The organism is Streptomyces sp. NBC_01431 (assembly GCF_036231355.1).
Lineage (GTDB): Bacteria > Actinomycetota > Actinomycetes > Streptomycetales > Streptomycetaceae > Streptomyces.
Map to the genome: position 1 here is coordinate 7,742,036 of NZ_CP109496.1, position 15,970 is coordinate 7,758,005.

The 15,970-nt window shown below is 69.7% G+C and carries 15 protein-coding genes and 1 pseudogene; 7 read left to right on the forward strand and 9 right to left on the reverse strand.

Annotation, left to right across the window (positions count from 1 at the left end):
• Positions 1 to 3: 3 nt before the first annotated feature.
• From OG522_RS35320 to OG522_RS35330, 3 genes and pseudogenes are all read right to left on the reverse strand, one after another.
• Positions 4 to 1,482: a sugar transferase gene (locus OG522_RS35320; RefSeq protein ID WP_329467123.1), complete on the reverse strand. Its 1,479-nt coding sequence runs from the start codon at positions 1,480 to 1,482 to the stop codon at positions 4 to 6.
• An 808-nt stretch (positions 1,483 to 2,290) separates the two neighbouring features.
• A pseudogene (locus OG522_RS35325) lies at positions 2,291 to 2,503 on the reverse strand (SbtR family transcriptional regulator); the annotation flags it as partial.
• Complete coding sequence (locus OG522_RS35330; RefSeq protein ID WP_329467902.1) at positions 2,494 to 2,673, reverse strand: hypothetical protein; 180 nt, start codon at positions 2,671 to 2,673, stop codon at positions 2,494 to 2,496. The gene OG522_RS35330 and the pseudogene OG522_RS35325, both read right to left, overlap by 10 nt.
• 138 nt (positions 2,674 to 2,811) lie before the next feature.
• On the opposite strand from OG522_RS35330, the gene OG522_RS35335 reads away from it, so the two are divergent.
• Positions 2,812 to 3,720: a helix-turn-helix domain-containing protein gene (locus OG522_RS35335; RefSeq protein ID WP_329467124.1), complete on the forward strand. Its 909-nt coding sequence runs from the start codon at positions 2,812 to 2,814 to the stop codon at positions 3,718 to 3,720.
• A 131-nt stretch (positions 3,721 to 3,851) separates the two neighbouring features.
• Here the strand turns inward: OG522_RS35335 and OG522_RS35340 are convergent, their stop codons facing one another.
• Complete coding sequence (locus tag OG522_RS35340; protein WP_329467125.1) at positions 3,852 to 5,147, reverse strand: PAS domain S-box protein; 1,296 nt, start codon at positions 5,145 to 5,147, stop codon at positions 3,852 to 3,854.
• A gap of 490 nt (positions 5,148 to 5,637) precedes the next feature.
• On the opposite strand from OG522_RS35340, the gene OG522_RS35345 reads away from it, so the two are divergent.
• The 4 genes from OG522_RS35345 (at position 5,638) to OG522_RS35360 (ending at position 11,727) form a co-directional block, all read left to right on the forward strand.
• Complete coding sequence (locus tag OG522_RS35345; RefSeq protein ID WP_443074791.1) at positions 5,638 to 6,894, forward strand: ATP-grasp domain-containing protein; 1,257 nt, start codon at positions 5,638 to 5,640, stop codon at positions 6,892 to 6,894.
• On the forward strand, positions 6,891 to 8,954 hold the full coding sequence (locus OG522_RS35350; protein ID WP_329467127.1) for a PEP/pyruvate-binding domain-containing protein: 2,064 nt from the start codon (positions 6,891 to 6,893) through the stop codon (positions 8,952 to 8,954). Before OG522_RS35345 ends, OG522_RS35350 begins: the two co-directional genes overlap by 4 nt.
• Positions 8,951 to 10,336: an MFS transporter gene (locus OG522_RS35355; RefSeq protein ID WP_329467128.1), complete on the forward strand. Its 1,386-nt coding sequence runs from the start codon at positions 8,951 to 8,953 to the stop codon at positions 10,334 to 10,336. Before OG522_RS35350 ends, OG522_RS35355 begins: the two co-directional genes overlap by 4 nt.
• Positions 10,337 to 10,821: 485 nt before the next feature.
• Positions 10,822 to 11,727, forward strand: a complete 906-nt coding sequence (locus OG522_RS35360; protein ID WP_443074859.1) for a Rieske 2Fe-2S domain-containing protein — start codon at positions 10,822 to 10,824, stop codon at positions 11,725 to 11,727.
• 89 nt (positions 11,728 to 11,816) lie between these two features.
• Here the strand turns inward: OG522_RS35360 and OG522_RS35365 are convergent, their stop codons facing one another.
• Both OG522_RS35365 and OG522_RS35370 read right to left on the reverse strand, forming a co-directional pair.
• Complete coding sequence (locus tag OG522_RS35365; protein ID WP_329467130.1) at positions 11,817 to 12,281, reverse strand: peroxiredoxin; 465 nt, start codon at positions 12,279 to 12,281, stop codon at positions 11,817 to 11,819.
• A complete protein-coding gene (locus OG522_RS35370) occupies positions 12,278 to 12,634 on the reverse strand; it encodes a DoxX family protein (protein ID WP_329467857.1) in 357 nt (118 codons plus the stop codon). The genes OG522_RS35365 and OG522_RS35370 overlap by 4 nt, the downstream gene beginning before the upstream one ends.
• A gap of 159 nt (positions 12,635 to 12,793) precedes the next feature.
• Here OG522_RS35370 and OG522_RS35375 point away from each other — a divergent pair, with 159 nt between their 5' ends.
• Positions 12,794 to 12,970, forward strand: a complete 177-nt coding sequence (locus OG522_RS35375) for a hypothetical protein (protein ID WP_329467131.1) — start codon at positions 12,794 to 12,796, stop codon at positions 12,968 to 12,970.
• Positions 12,971 to 13,139: 169 nt separating this feature from the next.
• On the opposite strand, the gene OG522_RS35380 is transcribed toward OG522_RS35375, so the two are convergent.
• Both OG522_RS35380 and OG522_RS35385 read right to left on the reverse strand, forming a co-directional pair.
• Positions 13,140 to 13,841, reverse strand: a complete 702-nt coding sequence (locus OG522_RS35380) for a metal-dependent hydrolase (protein WP_329467132.1) — start codon at positions 13,839 to 13,841, stop codon at positions 13,140 to 13,142.
• A gap of 61 nt (positions 13,842 to 13,902) precedes the next feature.
• Entirely contained in the window at positions 13,903 to 14,406 is a 504-nt protein-coding gene (locus tag OG522_RS35385) for an LURP-one-related/scramblase family protein (RefSeq protein WP_329467133.1), read from the reverse strand.
• 384 nt (positions 14,407 to 14,790) lie between these two features.
• Here OG522_RS35385 and OG522_RS35390 point away from each other — a divergent pair, with 384 nt between their 5' ends.
• On the forward strand, positions 14,791 to 15,033 hold the full coding sequence (locus OG522_RS35390; protein WP_329467134.1) for a hypothetical protein: 243 nt from the start codon (positions 14,791 to 14,793) through the stop codon (positions 15,031 to 15,033).
• A gap of 41 nt (positions 15,034 to 15,074) precedes the next feature.
• Here OG522_RS35390 and OG522_RS35395 read toward each other — a convergent pair whose 3' ends face one another.
• Positions 15,075 to 15,908, reverse strand: a complete 834-nt coding sequence (locus OG522_RS35395) for an alpha/beta fold hydrolase (protein ID WP_329467135.1) — start codon at positions 15,906 to 15,908, stop codon at positions 15,075 to 15,077.
• Positions 15,909 to 15,970 lie beyond the last annotated feature (62 nt).

Here is a 15,970-nt window from a genome sequence, read left to right on the forward strand (position 1 = left end):
ACATCAGTAGGCCCCCTGCCCGTAGAGCACCGCACGCAGCGTCTTCCACAAGATCACTGTGTCCAGGGCGAGCGACCAGTCCTCCACGTACCGCAGGTCCAGGCGCACCGCCTCGTCCCACGGCAGGTCGCTGCGTCCGCTGATCTGCCACAGGCCGGTGAGTCCCGGCTTGACCAGCAGCCGCCGCCGGATGTCCGGGCCGTACGCAGCGGACTCCTCCGGTAACGGGGGCCGCGGACCGACGAGCGACATCGATCCGGTGAGCACGTTGAAAAGCTGTGGGAGCTCGTCGATCGAGTACCGGCGCAGCACCGCTCCCACCCGGGTCACCCGCGGATCCCGGTGGAGCTTGAACAGCAGGCCGGCGCCCTCGTTGAGATCCATCAGTTCGGCCCGTGCGCTGTCGGCCCCGGCGACCATGGTGCGGTACTTCACGATGGTGAACTCGCGGCCGTCCTTGCCCACCCTGCGCTGGCGGTAGAACGCCCCACCCCGGCTGTCCAGGAGGACGAGCAGCCCGACGAGCACCATCAACGGCGCGAACAGCATGAGCAGGATCGCCGCGCCCAACCGGTCGACGACCTCCTTGACCGCCCGGCGACCCCCGGTGAAGGTCGGCATGCTCACCCGCAGCAGCGGGATCCCGAGCACCGCGTCGACATGCAGTCGCGGACCGGCCACCTCCATCAGTACGGGGGCCACGACCATCTCCGCGTCGCTGCCTTCGAGGTTCCAGGCCAGCCGCTGAAGCCGGTCCGGTGACCAGTGCGGGTCCGGCGTCACCGCGACGACACGGTAGCCGTCGCGGCGGACGTGGCCCGCGACGTCCGTCAGGCGGCCGACGACCGGCACTCCGTCCAGGTGGTCGCCGTCGAGCCCGGGGCTGTCCGTCGTGCACACCGCGTCCACCCGCCAGCCTAGGTGCGGGAACTTGCGGGTCCGGGTGATCAGGTCGCGCACGGTGGCCGGACTCCCGGCAGCGAGCACCGGTCGCAGACACCGTCCTTCCTTGCGCTGTTTGTGCAGCCAGAGGCGCAGCAGATACCGCTCCGTCATGGTGATGAGCGCGATCGCGGGGATCGCGACGAAGATCCAGAGTTTGATGTTGCGCGAGGTGAGGGCGATCCCGCCGAGCGCCAGTACGACGGCTGCCGTGGACAGTGAGCGTCCGAGCCGGCGGAATTCCTCGGCGCCCTGGCCGAGCACGGCCGGAGCCCACGCCCGGCTCACCGCAAGCGCTCCCAGCACAAGCAGCTCGGTGCCGAATGTGAGGATTCCCCACTTCTCATGCCAGTTGGCCGCGTCCCGGGCCCCGAAGAAGAGGCCGATCGCCACCACCACGAAGGAGGTGGTCAGGGTGTCGCTGGTGATCACGGTACGGCGGTACCGCTGCTCCCAGTCGATCGCGGGTTGGCTGATTGCCCCGTTCGCCAGACGTCTTCGCGCCGACGGAGACGGGCTGACTAAGCCGCCATGCCGCACAGGACCCCCCAGGTCGCCAGTGGTTCGACGTGTTCGCCTAACACTGTTCCTCCCCCCGGGAGGCCCCGCCCCCCGCACTGTTTCTCCCCTCGGGAGGCCCCCGCCCCCCGCGCATGACATCCCGGCCATTCCAGTGCCGCTTAACACCCCACCCCTGGGCAGCAGCGCACTCGCGCATGCCCCGCCCGACTCTCCAGGCGCCCGGGAACCCGTCGAAGCCTCGGATGTTCCCCGCACCCAAGACCCCTGTCGGGATCAAGAATTGATCACCCACACGTCTGTCGCCGGGACGCGATTTCCGGCAGTCCGTAGCGCTGAACCTATTGATCATTTTTGGTTCTCTGGTGCACGAGCAGCTGAAGCACGGACAACCTAGACCATCGGAGCCAAAATGTAGAGAGGATGTGTGTAACTTGTGCTCAGCTTTGAGACTGGATTCGCCGATCGGGACCGTCTGCGGGTGGCTTGATGTCACCGCGCGCTCCAGCCACTCGCCGGGCTCCCTCCGGGGCCCCGCCCTCACGTCTCGGGTGCATGCCCCGATCCGTCCCCTGCTGATGGAGGAGCCGCCAACAACGGCAGTTGGTGCGAAGTCTCTGCGGGGGTCTTGTGGCCGAGTCCGGAGCGGAGGCGCTTTTGATCGGGAAACATCTCGATGCGGCAGACGATCGCCCGGTGGGAATGTGCGCGTATTGGAAAGGCAATTCGGTGCACGAATTCGGGCTTGAGGGCGCTGAAAAGCTATTCCGTCATCCCGTGGCCCTTACGGCCACCGGTGCGGGCCGAATCACGTCTCAGGGTTCTGCCGTCAGTTTTCCGGGGGTCGCGGCGCAGCTTTCAGCCCGTCAAGGGTGAGGTCGAGGAGGCGTTCGGCCTGCTCGCGCTGCTCGGGCCTGGCCGAGGTGAGGGCGATGCCCGCGAGTGCGGCGAACATGTCGGTCGCCCTGATGTCGGACCGGATCGTTCCGGCAGTGGTACCCGCATCCATGAGGGAGGAGAGGGCCGCCTGAATCATCTCGCGGCCGCGGGTTCCAGAAGTCGGGCGCCAGCCAGTCGCGGTGCTCGCCCCCACGACCCGTCGGGGCTGTCGGGGAAGAACGCGCCCGGGGCCATCTCGGCCGAGCCGTAAAACTCTTTGATACGGGTGACGGTGACGTCACCAAGGGCGATCTGCTCCGGATGCTGATCCATGTGGTCCGTCCTCAAGGCCTGGGTACTTGGCCGATTGAGACCAAGCCTGGGCACGTGGACGGGCTCGCGCCACTCCCGTGTTGTCCTACCCCTCGCAGGGTGTGGCTGGGATCCGGTGGCGCACCGAATACTGGGGTGATGAACGCACCCGGACCGCTCGGCGCCTTCCTCCAAGCCCGACGCGCGCGCCTGCGACCCGAGGACGTCGGCCTGCGCGATCTGGGACCCCGCAGACGGGTGGCCGGGCTCCGGCGCGAGGAACTGGCCCAGCTGGCGGGCGTCAGCGTCTCGTACTACGCACGGCTGGAACAGGGCCTGTCCCGCGGGGCCTCTGCCGAGGTGCTCGACGCGATCGCCCGCGCTCTCCTGCTGGATGTCCACGAGCGCGAGCACCTCGACCGGCTCGCCGGTGCCGCCCGCCACGCTCCCCGGCCGCGCCGCCCGCGACCCGAGAAGCTCGCCGACGAAACACGCGACCTCCTCCGCGCCGTCGAGGGCATCCCGGCGATCGTGCTCGGGCGCCGCACCGACGTGCTGGCCTGGAACGCCCTTGGGCACGCCCTGCTGGCCGGCCACCTGGACTTCCTCGGCCCGAGCGACCCTGCGCGACGCCCGAACATGAGCCGAATGCTCTTCCTGGACCCGCACTGTCAGGAGCTGTACGCCGACTGGAAGCGCAAGGCGCGTGCGGTGGTCGGGAATCTGCGCATCGCCGTCGGCAGGCACCCGGAGGACGCGCTGCTCGCGGAGCTGATCGGCGAACTGACGATGAAGAGCCGGGAGTTCGTCGCACTGTGGAAGGACCACCGGGTGGCCCCGTGCGATGCCGCGTCCTACGAGCTGTACCATCCCGTCGTCGGCGCGGTGACGGTGACACAGCAGGCACTGTCGATCGCTCGTTCACCGGAGCAGGTGCTCACAGTGTGCACAACCCCCGCCGGCTCCGCCTCCGAGGAGGCCCTCGCGCTCCTTGGGCAGGCGAGCGGCAGCCGAGCGCCCCAGGCGGACAGCATCTGCGTTCCCGAGAAGTCGTCTCGACAGTTGTAGCCAGGCTCCTCACCATCCATGGGTGCAGTGTGATGGGCGATGGAGCGCGCAACACGGCTCACCAGCGCCGGGGCCACCGTGTCAGTCCCGCCAGCGGGTGGCGGGATGGCGGGGCGGAGCCGCCCGTCCCGTCAGGCGGTGCTGAGCGGATGGCCCGCTGTGGCGGAGCGCGGGGGCCACGCGCGGGGGGCGAGAATGCCGAGCACGTAGGCGCGGGCGACGAGGGCGGGGCGGGTGTCGGCGCCCAGGAGTTCCCGCAGGCGGCTGAGGTGGTAGTCGACCGTCTGCCGGGACAGCTTCAGCGAGGTCGCGATGTCGCCGTTGCTGCTGCCCGCCGCCAGCAGGGAGAGGATGCGGATCTGCGTCGCGGTGAGGGACGGATGGGCCTCATGCGGGAGACTTTGGTGGGTGACGACGGCCCAGACGTGCCGGACGCGGGCGCCGGAGTGGCCGACCGCCGTCAGGTGGAGCTGTGTACGGCGTTGCCGTCCCTGGGCGTCGACGAGGAGCGCGGACGTCTCCACCCGTCGCGTGCGGCGCGCTATCAGACCGTTCCACCTGTGGTGCAGCCGGTCGAGGCCGGGCTCGGGGGCGAGCAGGGTGTCCGCGCGGCGGCCGACCAGGTCGGGCAGGCTGAGGCCGAACAGCTCGGCGGCCGCCGCGCTCGCCCTGACCACGCGCCCGTTCGCCGACAGCAGTGCGCAGGGCAGGCCGCTGTGATCGCGCAGGGCCCGCAGGCTGTCCTCGGCCTCCTGCCGCTGGACCGTGGCGCGCAGGTGGTCCGTGATGTCCACGTAGATCCCGGCGACGCAGCTCCGTGCGTTCTCCCGCACGGGGAACCGATGCCCCACCGCCTGTCCCGCGCTGCCGTCCGGGCGCCGGTAGTCGAGGGTGTGGCGCACCGGTGCACCCCGGCCGAGGATCTCCTGGTCGAGGGCGCGGAACTGGGCGGCCTCGGCGGGGGCGTCGAAGTCCTCGATGCGCTTGCCGATGAGTTCCTCCGGAACGGTGCCGTAGAGGTGAGCGTACGCGTGGTTGGCCCAGAGGTAGCGGCCGTCGCAGTCACGGATGAAGGCGGCGGCGGGGGCGAGGTTCACCAGGCCCGCGAAGGCGGCGTACCGGCGTGGGGTCTCGGGGCGCGCGTCGACCTCCACGGCGAGGCCGCGCGTACGGCCGTGGACGCCCCTCTCGTCCAGGGGCCAGCTCACATCGAAGGTGCGGCCGTCGAACCTCGTCTGCCAGCAGTCCTCCCGCGCCGGGTGACCCGGGGCCGAGAGTTCCTGACGCATCCGGTCGAGAAAACGCTGCGCCGTGCCCGTGTCGGCGAAGGCGCCGCCTCCTCTCTCCCGTACCTGCCACGGCTCGTCGACCTCCCACCAGAACACCGGAAGGTGTTCGAGAAGCGCCTTGAGACTGGAATCGTCCACAGCGGTCTCTCCGTCCCTATGCAGGCCGTACGCAGCTGACTGACGCACAGTCACATCGCGATGGGTATCCCGTCCCCGGCCCGCGCAAGCTCGGTTCTCGGCCGAAGTGGAGGGCGGCCCTCAAGCCCTCCCGGCACCTTCCGCGTGCCCCAACTGGGCCTGGTACTCAGGCATTTGCCTGAACCGCAGCCGTCCTGCGGGGCGATGTGAGCGCCAGTGGCGTGGTCCTCTTGAGTGTGCGGGTGAATACGCCCTGACACGTACATCGGGACATTTCCCGCACCGGCGCGCATCACCGGTCAGCACGGCGACGCGTATGACACGTACGACGGCCACGGCGCGTATCGACACGGACGAATGGAGACGGACTTCAGTGAGCAAGGTGCTGTTAGTGCATGCCAAGGGTGGTCCGCCGCTCGGTCACGTCCTGTCCCGGACGGCCGCGAGGGCGGAAGTGCACCTGCTGGCGCTCAGCGCTCTTCCTCCCGTCGTGGCAGGTTCCGCCCGGAGACTGTGCGCCTCGGTCGTGACGCCCGCCGACGCGCAGCGCTCCGATCTGGTGTCTCTGATCGTCTCCCGGGCAGAGGCCGTGGGCGCGGATGCGGTGCTCACCTTCTCCGAGTACGCCGTCGTGGCCGTCGCCGAGGCGTGCGAGGCGCTCGGTCTCGCAGGGGCCGGCGGCGCCGCCGCGCTCGCCCGCGACAAGCGGCTGATGCGCCGCACCTGGCAGGAACACGATCTGCCGCAGCCCGAGTTCCGTGCCATCGCCACCGAGGCGGACCTGTACGAGGCGGCCGGTGCCCTGTCCTTCCCGCTGCTCCTCAAGGCGGCCTGGAGCGCGGGCTCCACCGCGCACCAGATCATCCGCTCCCCGCACGAGGTGTCCGCCGCTTGGCGGCGCTCGCGTGAAGTCATGGCCGAATCGGCCCAGTTGGGATACGCCGAACTCCACGTCGCAGAAGCGCAGGGCCACTTCGTGGTGGAACAGATCGTGACCGGCAGTGCGTCGGACTGGTTCGACGAACCCGGCTGGGGCGACTATGTCAGCGTCGAGGGCATCGTGGCGGACGGCACCTTCCACCCGGTCTGCCTCAGCGGCCGGATGCCCACGGTCGAGCCGTTCACCGAGCGCGCGGGCATCACCCCCGCCCCGCTGTCCCAGGACGCCCAAGACCGCGTGGTGGGGCTCGCGCGGGAAGCCGTAGACGCCCTCGGCCTGCGCGACTGCGGGACGCACACCGAGATCAAGCTCGGCGCGGACGGCAGCATGTGGCTGATCGAGACGGCCGCCCGGTTCGGCGGCGCGATGACGGTGCCGCAGATCGAGGACGTCTTCGGACTCGACCTCATCGGCATGCTCGTCGACCACCTCGTCGGCCGCCCGGCCCAGTGGCCCGAGCGGGCCCGCACCCCGGCGCAGGCGCGCGGCGCGGCAGGCTCCCTCGTCGTCCTCGCCGTCGACGGCGAGGGAGAGGCCTGGCGGGACCGCAAGGTCTGGGACTTCCCGGCCGTCGCCGAAAACGTCTCTCTCAGCCGGGGCAGCGAGCTGTCGGTGGTCGCGGAGAGCTCGCTCGCCGACGGCAGGGTCGTACCGGTCTACAACCCCGCGGCGGGCGCCAACACCATGGCGGCCCTGTGCCTGCTCTCCGCCACCGACGCGCGGACGGTGCTCCGGGACTTCGAGACATTGGTGGACGCCCTGCCACGGGTCCTGCCCGCAGCGCGGCCCGAGGAGGTCTCCGCGTGAGCGCCCAGCCGTTCGCCGATCCCGCCGAGTCGGCCACGGACCGTACGGTCGTCGGTGAGAACCTCTCCCTGCCGCTCTTTCGCACCCTCTCCGGGGTGCTGGCCGGCCACCCCTATCTCAAGGTCGTCGTCGACCGTGCCAACGACACCTGGCACCTGCTCGATACGGCGGCGCACCCCTTCCACGTCAACTACATCGCCACCCGCGTCCTCGGCATGGAACTCGCCGAACTGGACGCGGACCTGGACGCGTTCAACGCCTCCGTCTACACGGACCCCAAGCGTCGCTTCTTGCTCGGTGTGCTGTCCCTGCACACCGACCGGGACACGGAGGGCCGCGAACGGACCTTCCTCGTCCTGGAGACCACCGAGGCCGACACCATGAACGGTGAACTCCTGGAATTCTTCTATGAGTTCGTCACAATGAGGGTCGACGGCAGGCTCCCGGTGCTGCTCAAGCCCGCCAACCACAGGCAGGAGGATGAACTGGCGGCGATCAGCGAACTGCGCGTGCCTCGCATTCTGAGCCACGAACTCTTCGGCTCCCGCGTCCGGACGCCGCTGAACCCCGGTGAGGCCACCGGGCGGCTGCGGTTCTTCCCGACGAACGAGGAGTACGCGGCCGCGGAGGCCGGGCTCGGCTGGGCGGACATCGTCGCCATGCCGTGCCTGCCGGACGATGTTCCCAGGGTGGCCGGATTCCTCAACACCGCGCCGATCACCCCGCTCTCGCACACCAACGTCCTGGCCTCCGGCTGGGGGATACCCAACGCGATCGTGCGCGATCTGGAGCAGCGCGTCGAGAAGGATGGCCTGGACGGCGCATGGGTCCGCTACCGGGTGTGCGAGGACGAGATCTCGCTGGAACGGCTGGACCACGAACCGGTCCTGCGGCCGCCGGCCTGGCACCAGCAGCGCATCCGTCTCGAACCGCCCCTGCTCGAAGACGCCCCTGTGCTGGCCCTGCACCGGCTGCGCAGCGCCGACCGCGACCGCTACGGCACCAAGGCGGCCAACCTCGGCGAGCTGCACCACGTACTCGACAGCCGCACGGCAGACCTGACCACCTTCTACGGGCGGCCCCGCCCGCCGCGCGACGACCTCTACGGGCACCTCGCCGCCCGGCTCGGCCTCGACGCGCCCTCCCCGGCCGAACTCCGCGCCGGCGCAGCCGACTTCGTGGCCTCGACGGTCGGCGCCCCCGAGGGGGTCGCGCTCCCCTTCGCCCTCCAGCAGCGCTTCCTCGCCTCATCGCCCGCCCTCCAACAGGGCATCGGCAAACTCAAGATGGCACTCGAACTCGACGCGACCGACGTCCTGGACCCACTGTGCCTGCAACTCCAGCACCTGATCCGGCACACACCCGTCCCCGAGTCCGTCACCCGCCGGATCAGCCAGGCCTTCCCGGCCCCGCCGACCGCGAGCCGGCGCCTGGTGGTGCGCTCCTCGTCCAACGCCGAGGACCTTCCGGGCTTCTCCGCGGCCGGCGTCTACGACTCCGTCACCATCGTCCACGGCACCAGTGAACTCCTGGACGCAGTACGCCAGGTGTGGGCCTCCCTGGTGTCGCCGCGCAGCGTGCGCCTGCGCCACCAGGTCGGGATCTCCCTCGACGACACCTACATGGGCGTGATCATCCAGGAGTACGTGCCCGCCTCGCTCGGTGGCGTCCTGGTGACCTGCGACCCGACCCGCCGCGCGGACTTCCGCAACGTCTACCTGAACTGTTCACCCGGCTCCCCGGAACAGGTCGTCGACGGCTCGGTCCTGCCGCAGCAGTACCTGTACAACGTGGTGGAGGGCGGCGGCCGCACCGTCGCGCTCGGCTCCTGGGGCGACGGACTGCCCGCCGCCACCCGCGTCCGGCTCGCCGACCTGTCCCTGACCGGGCGGCTCCTTCAGTCCCACTTCAGCGGGGCCGACCTCGGCGGGACTCGAAGCGAGTCCCAAGCCGACGGCCACTCAGCTGGGTCGGATGTGGACAAGCCGCTGGACATCGAGTGGCTGATGACCGAGCGGGGCGACTTCCGGCTGGTCCAGATCCGCCCGTACGCGCTGTGAGCGCGCGCACCGGGGCGGCGGAGATCGGCGAGGGGGTGCTCACGCCCACCGCCCACCGGCTCATCCGCCTCAGCTACGGCTTCCAGCTGCTGTTCAACCTGCTGTGGTGGATGCCGGTCTTCTACGCGTACCAGAGGGAGGCCGGCCTCTCGGACGGGCAGATCTTCGGCATCCAGAGCATCTACTACGTGGCCTTCTGCCTGTTCGAGATCCCGACCGGGCTGATCGCCGACCGGATCGGCACCCGCAACTGCCTGCGGGCGGGCGCTGTGGTGATGACGGCGGCGAACCTGGCTCCGGTGGTCAGCGCCTCCTACACCGGCTTCCTTCTCCACTTCCTCGCCATCGCCCTGGGCCGTTCACTCGCGTCGGGAGCGGCGAGCGCCTACTTGTACGACGGGCTGCGGGCCGAGAAGTGCGACCAGCACTATCTGAAGGCGGAGGGCACCGCACGGGCCCTGGGGCTGGCGGCGAAGGTCGTGTGCTGGCCGCTGGTCGGGCCCCTGATGACGGTCGCCCACACGGCCCCGTACGTGCTCAGCGCCGTCAGCGCCGCGGGCTCCCTCGCCTGCGCCGTCGCGCTGCCACGGCTTACCGGAACGGACGGCCGTACGGGGGAAACGGCCGCCGGCCGCGCGGACGGAGGGCGCAGGGGCGGGGCGTTTCTGCGGGACGCGGGTACCGCGTTGCGCTGCGTGGCTTCGTCGCCGTGGCTGGGCCTGGTGATGGTGCAGGGCGTGGCGGTCTTCACGCTGTCCCGGATCTGCCAGGTCAACCTCTTCCAGCCGATCCTGCTGGACCACGGCATCGGGGAGGCCTCCAGCGGCGCGGTGCTGGCCGCGATGACGATGGCGGAGGCGGTGGCCTCGGCCCGCCCTCAATGGCTGAGCCGTTGCCTGACGCCGGTGGCCTGGGTGTCGATCCTCAGCCTCGTGCTGGCGGGCACCCTGGCGGCCATGGCGCTCGGCGGACCCTGGGCCGTCGTCGCGCTGCTCTGCCTCTTCGCGGCCGCGACCGGCTTTGTGTACCCGGTTCAGCGCAAGCTCGTGAACGACGCGGTGCCCGCGAACGCTCCGCGGGCCACACTGCTGTCGATCGAGAGCATGGTGGACCGCGCGGTGTGCGCGTTGGCCGCGGTCGCGGTGGGCGCCTACCTCTCCGCAGGTCACCTGGACGCCCTGCTGCTGCACAGCGCACTTGCGACCGCGGTGCTGCTCGGGGCCGTCCAACTGCTCCTGCGCAGCGGGGTGGTGGAACGGGATGGCGCCGGGTCCTCAGCGGAAGCCGCCGGGGCCTGGAACCCCACGGCCGCCGGACATCACACCGGAGAATCGGCCCGGCCGACCGAAGGCGCACGCCGCGGACCGCCGTCGGACACCTAACCGCGGCACGGACGAATAACAGAAGCGCGGACGCTGAGGCTCACAGGTTCACTCCGCGCGACCTGCGTCGGGCGCGAGGAGTCGTGAAGCGGGCGGTACGGGGCATCCCAGGCTACGTTGATGAGGACTTGGTGCAGGTCCACGAAGTCACATGTCGCGAAAGTGTGGCAGCGAGGTCGGAGGCGAAGCCGGCACCGACGAGGTCAGCGCGACTGGCAGCAGCAGGCCGAACGAAGTCCAGGCACGTGCGCTCTTGTCGGCCACGATGCGCCGGACAAGCCCGGAGCGGGGTGCCCCCATATTGTCGAGCCCCGCGTGAGACAGGCCTTCGTACCTGCATGTGGTCGAACCCGCCAGTGGGCGGGGCCGGTGTGCTGATGGGGTTCGTGTACGGGTAGATCCGGCCGGTTCGCTGTTTGGGCTCAGGCCGCACGGGTTAACCGGATCCCATGCGATTCCTGTCAGTGAGGTCGGCGCCAGCCGGGGTGGGCTCCCCGGGACGAGGCCACGGGGAAGGGCGTGATGTCACGGCTCAGAGCCTGCTCAAGGCTCTGGACGCGCTCGGTGACGCCAACCAGCTGGACAAGATCACTGGTCCGCTGCAGAGGGCTGTCCGTGCGTTGCCCCTGGGTCCGTACCGCGCTGTCCTTCAGGGGCGGCCGATCGGACATCCGCTGCACCCCGTGCTGGTACAGGTGCCGATCGGTGCGTGGACGTCCGCGGCGGTGCTCGACCTCGTGCCGGGCGCAGGGCGCAATGCGCGTCTGCTGGTGGGTATGGGGGTCGTCTCCGCCGTTCCGGCTGCTTGGGCGGGGTGGGTGGACTGGGCGGAGCAGCCCGAGCGGCAGTTGCGTACCGGAGTGGTGCACGCGGTGTCGAACGGCGTGGCCATCGGCCTGTATGCCGGCTCCTGGGTGGTACGGGGCCGAGGCAAGCCGGTGTTCGGCCGGCTCCTGGGGTTCGCCGGGCTGACCGTGGCCAGCGTCGCCGGAATGATCGGGGGCCATCTGGCCTATCGGCAGGCGGTGGGTGCCAACAAGACTGAGCCGATCGACCACCTGGTGGAGCCGGGGTGGCATCCGGTGGGCAGCGCCGCGGAGTTCTCCGAGGGGCAGGCGGTCCGGCGGATGCTGGGCGGGGTCCCTCTGCTCGTGGTCCGGGAGCGGGACGGCGCATTCCACGTCCTGGTCGACCGGTGCAGCCACATGGCGGGTCCCCTGTCCCAGGGCAAGGTGGCCGACGGGTGCGTCGAGTGCCCGTGGCACGGCAGTGTCTTCCGCTTGGCGGACGGCCGGAACGTTGGGGGCCCGGCCACGGCACCGCAGCCGACCTTCGAAACCCGGCTGACGGAGGAAGGCATGCTGGAGGTCAGGCTGCCCGGCGCGGTCTGAGCACCGGCGGATCCGTGGGTGACAACAGAGCTGTCACCGCCCTGAGTGTGGCAAGGCGAAGTAGGTCAGCCCGGAGCGGGGGCGGCCCCTCAGTGCTGCGCGCGCAGCGCGGCGAGCGCACGGTCGGCGTGTACGCCCATCCTGATCTCGCTGCGGATCACCTCGATGACCGTGCGGTCCCGGCCAATGACGAACGTGACGCGCTTGGTGGGCGCGAGGGAGAAACCCCGGGCAACGCCGAAGCGCGCACGCACCACGCCGTCGGGGTCGGACAGCAGCGGCATCCCCAGGGTGTGGCGCTCTGCGAACTGCTGCTGGCGGTCGACGGGGTCGGCACTGATCCCCACGGGGTGTGCACCGACGGCGGCGAACTCCGCCGCGAGATCGCGGAAGTGGCAGGCTTGGGCAGTACAACCGGGAGTCAGCGCCGCCGGGTAGAAGAACAGCACCACGGGCCCGTCGGCCAGCAGGTCCGAGAGGGCGCGCGCGGTACCGGTCTCGTCGGGGAGCGTGAAGTCTTCGACTGTGTCTCCGACTTCGATACGACGGCTCACGACCGGCCCCCCTCGTTCTTCGCCACGCCCAGGGCCCACCGGACCAGCGGTACCTGCAGCGGCAACCGCCCCAGTGCGACCGCCCTGAAAGGCGCGGGGCGGTGCCACCAGTCGGCGGCCATCTGCACGTTGGCCGGGAACACCGCGACGAAGTACCCCGCGGTGGCCAGCGCGGCGGCACGGCGGGTCCGCGGCGCGGTGAGCCCAACCGCCAGCGCCAGCTCGACGGCGCCGCTGGTGTAGGTCCACATACGAGGAGAGCCCGGCAGAGCCCGCGGTACGAGCGAGTCGAACTGCTTCGGGACGGCGCAGTGCGCCACCGCTGCCCCGGCGAGCAGTCCGGCCAGATACAGCGGGGACCGATTTGACGGTGCCGTGACGCCTCCTTCGCTGACGCGGTCACCTTACTCCACAGTAGGTTCGGGACCAGAGCTGGGCGGAGACGGATGCTGGGTGCGCTTTCCTTGCCTCGCCGACCAATTGGGCGCGCTTCTTTCGGTATCGCCGGGATCGTGGCCGCCGAGTACTCCTTCACCCGCCGTCGCACCACCGCCAAGGAAGATCCCATCGACCGCGCCGGCCGGCAGAACTGGCGGATGCCCCCGCTGGAGACGCTGACCACGCCCACCATGTCCACCGCCCGCAAGCTCGGCATGGGCGCCCTGCCACCTATTTGTTCATCGCGATGAAACTGGTGATCGTCAAGATCGTTCAGATGGCTCTCGGCCGCTGACTTCCCGCGATCCGGGGGAAGTTGACCGCCCACGGCGCCCATCCCCGCAGCCATGTGCGGGGCTCGATCCACCAAGAATGTCCCCCGTGGACGGCCCCACCTGACCGCCGCTGTGGTCGGGTGGTTCAGCTCAGGGGGTGCGGCGCAAGGACGGTCAGCCACAGCAGCACGATGGTGGCAATGCCCATCAACGGGGTCAGTATCTCGGTCTCCACCTTGTTGCCGCTGCGTTTGATCAGCACGATTTCGTACCGGGTCTTGAGCGGCCACAGCCACGGCGCGCCGCGTTTGGTGATGGAGTCGCCGAGTAGATGGGCCAGGCAGCCCAGGCCGATGGCGTAGGGCAGCCAACCGGGCGTGGAGGGGATGAACTTGGCGATCGCCGCGGTGCCCAGGGCGGACATGGCAACGATGGTGCCCCAGGCGTGGAAGCCGTGGCCGGGTGGGCACAGGTTGAGCGCTCGCACAGCCAGGGCGAGCAGGAAGAAGGTGATGCCAAGTGTGAACGGCCGCCCCAAATAGGCGATCCCGGCCCAACTGCCGAGAACCATGGCGGCGATGAAGAACAGGGAGTGGGTGGCGTGGCGGTGACCGCCCGAGATCCAGGCGACGAACCGGCAGAGCTGCCGGGAGACCGGGCCGAGGAAGTTGGCGATCGTCCCGTCGTGATGGTCGAGGTCGGGCAGCAGGGCGGCGCCGGCGCACAGCACAGTGCCCATGAGGATCTCCTGCGGCGCCAGATGGGTGTGGAGCACCATCGGCGGCAGGTAGGGTGCGGCGCCCGCGAAGAGCAGCGCGCCGCTGACGGCATGGGAATGACCCATCATGGTGTGGTTGTTCTCCCCCGGTTCGGCGCCATTGAAGGGGCGCGCGTCACATGGCCGTGCGTCAGATATTGGTGAGGCGTTCGCCCTTGCGGTCCTCCATGATGTGGTCCACACACACGGCCAGGATGATCAGCAGTGTCGCGTCGGGCTGGCTCATCACGTCGACCGCGTAGGCGTCGCGGATGGTGAACCAGCGGCGAGAGATGTGACCCAGGGTGGTGCCGTCGTGCTGGATGTCGAACTCGCGATCCCAGAGGTTGCCCGTGATGCGCAGCCTGCGGCCGTCGTTCAAACGTATCTTGAAGCGGTCCCCGAACATACGGAACGCCCGCTTGCTGATCACGCCGACCATCTCGCCGTCCTGCTTGATCAGGATGGTGTGATGCAGTGTGAGGGCCTTCTTGACGATGCTCGCGACCTGGTTGCCATGGGTGTCCACGAAGTCGAACGTGGTTCGCAGACGCAGCAGTTTGCGATTGACCTTGAACAGCTTTTCCCGGTGCTCGGTCTCTACCCACGCTTCCTCGTGGAAAGCCAGCATCCGGTCGCGTACCAGATATCGCATGGAGTGTCCCCGTTCAGGCCGTTCATGATCCTCAGTGGTGCCGTTGCGTGATGGCCACCCGGCTGGAAGAGAACGTGAGGGCCTCGCCCCGGCATCATAGTTGCATGCTTGCGCAATCCAAGACATGGGGTGCCCGCGGACGTGGGGGGGGGTGAACGGCGCGCGGCGGCGGGCTGGTTGGATGGGGTGTGGTCCGCAGGGTCGGCGCGCGCCGTCTCGATGGGGGAGTAGTGGATGCGGGGCGCGGCATCGGCCGCACCGGGCCGCAGGACCGAGCCCGGCAACCAACTCTGGCCGGGCTACTGCTCGCGCTCGCCGTCGTTCTGATCCCCGCCACCTGCACTTGCATCCGGACCCGCGCACGCTGCGAGCGGCACCGGCGCAGTGACCGACGCGCTGGAGAAGAGCCCCGTGTACGTCGATCCGCGGGCCGAGCGCCAGTTGCCGAAGTCCGACGCCGATGCGCTCGTGAAGAAGATCAGGGACGCGGGCAAGCCGGTGTGCGTGGCGGCTCTGCCGCAGAGCGCCGGATTCCCCCCGGCCGCCGTCCTGAAAGACGTGCGCTCGCTCACCGGTCTCACCGGTTGTCTACGCGATTCGTTGCCGCACGGAGGACCGGACTCGTGATCACTGCTCTGGCAACCCAACAGCCGTGGCGCTGGGCGCTGTCAGCCCAGGAAGTCCATCAACTGGTCATTGAGGGGGCCTGGATCGGTGAGCGGCAGGGAATGGTGGGTGGTTCCCGGGAGCAGTGTCACCTTGGCCTGTGGGAGCGTCCGGTGGGCCTGGGCGGCGACCTTGACAGCGTGGTGGGTGCGGCTGCGCTCCGCGAGTAGGACAAGGACCGGCATGCGCAGGCCGTCGGCTCGGGCGCGGCCGCCGACGATGAGCTTGCGGCCGGGAACGGTGGTGGCCAGTGCATAGAGGCGCTGCCAGGTCTCGTCCGGGTGGGTGCCTGCCGTCTCCCAGGCCAGGAAGGCACGGGCACGGGCTTGACTCGGGCGGATCAGGGCGGGCAGCGCGCGTAGCAGGTAGCCGGGGCGGAACCCGGCGAAGACCTGGGTGGGGTCGATGAGCGCGAGACGGTCGATGCGCTGCGGCGCATGCAGCGCGTACTTGACGGCCAGGCAGGCGCCGTAGGAGTGACCGCACAGATGCGTACGGGCGAGCCCGAGTCCGTCCAGCAGCGCGTCCAGCCACGCTGTCAGATCGTCGGCGCGCTTCAGCGGTGTTCCCCCTCTTTGGGTGCGGCCGGCGTCGCCCAGGAGATCAACCGCGTGGACCCGGTATCTCGCGCCGAGAGCCGGTGCGTTGGCGAACCACACCAGGCCGGTGGCCGAGCCGCCGGGCAGCAGCACGAGTGGAGTGCCGCCCTCCGGGCCGTACACATGGACTCGACTGCGCCCGTACGGCGTGGCGATGTCGCGTTCCTCAGTTGTTTCGGGCCAGCGCGTCCGAAGGGCGTCGTAGGCAAGGTCGAAGGAGGAGAGTGGCACTAGCATACCTCTCGCTGATCGATAATCTCGGTCAACGAGATATTATTGCAGGAGCCCGAAGGAGTTGT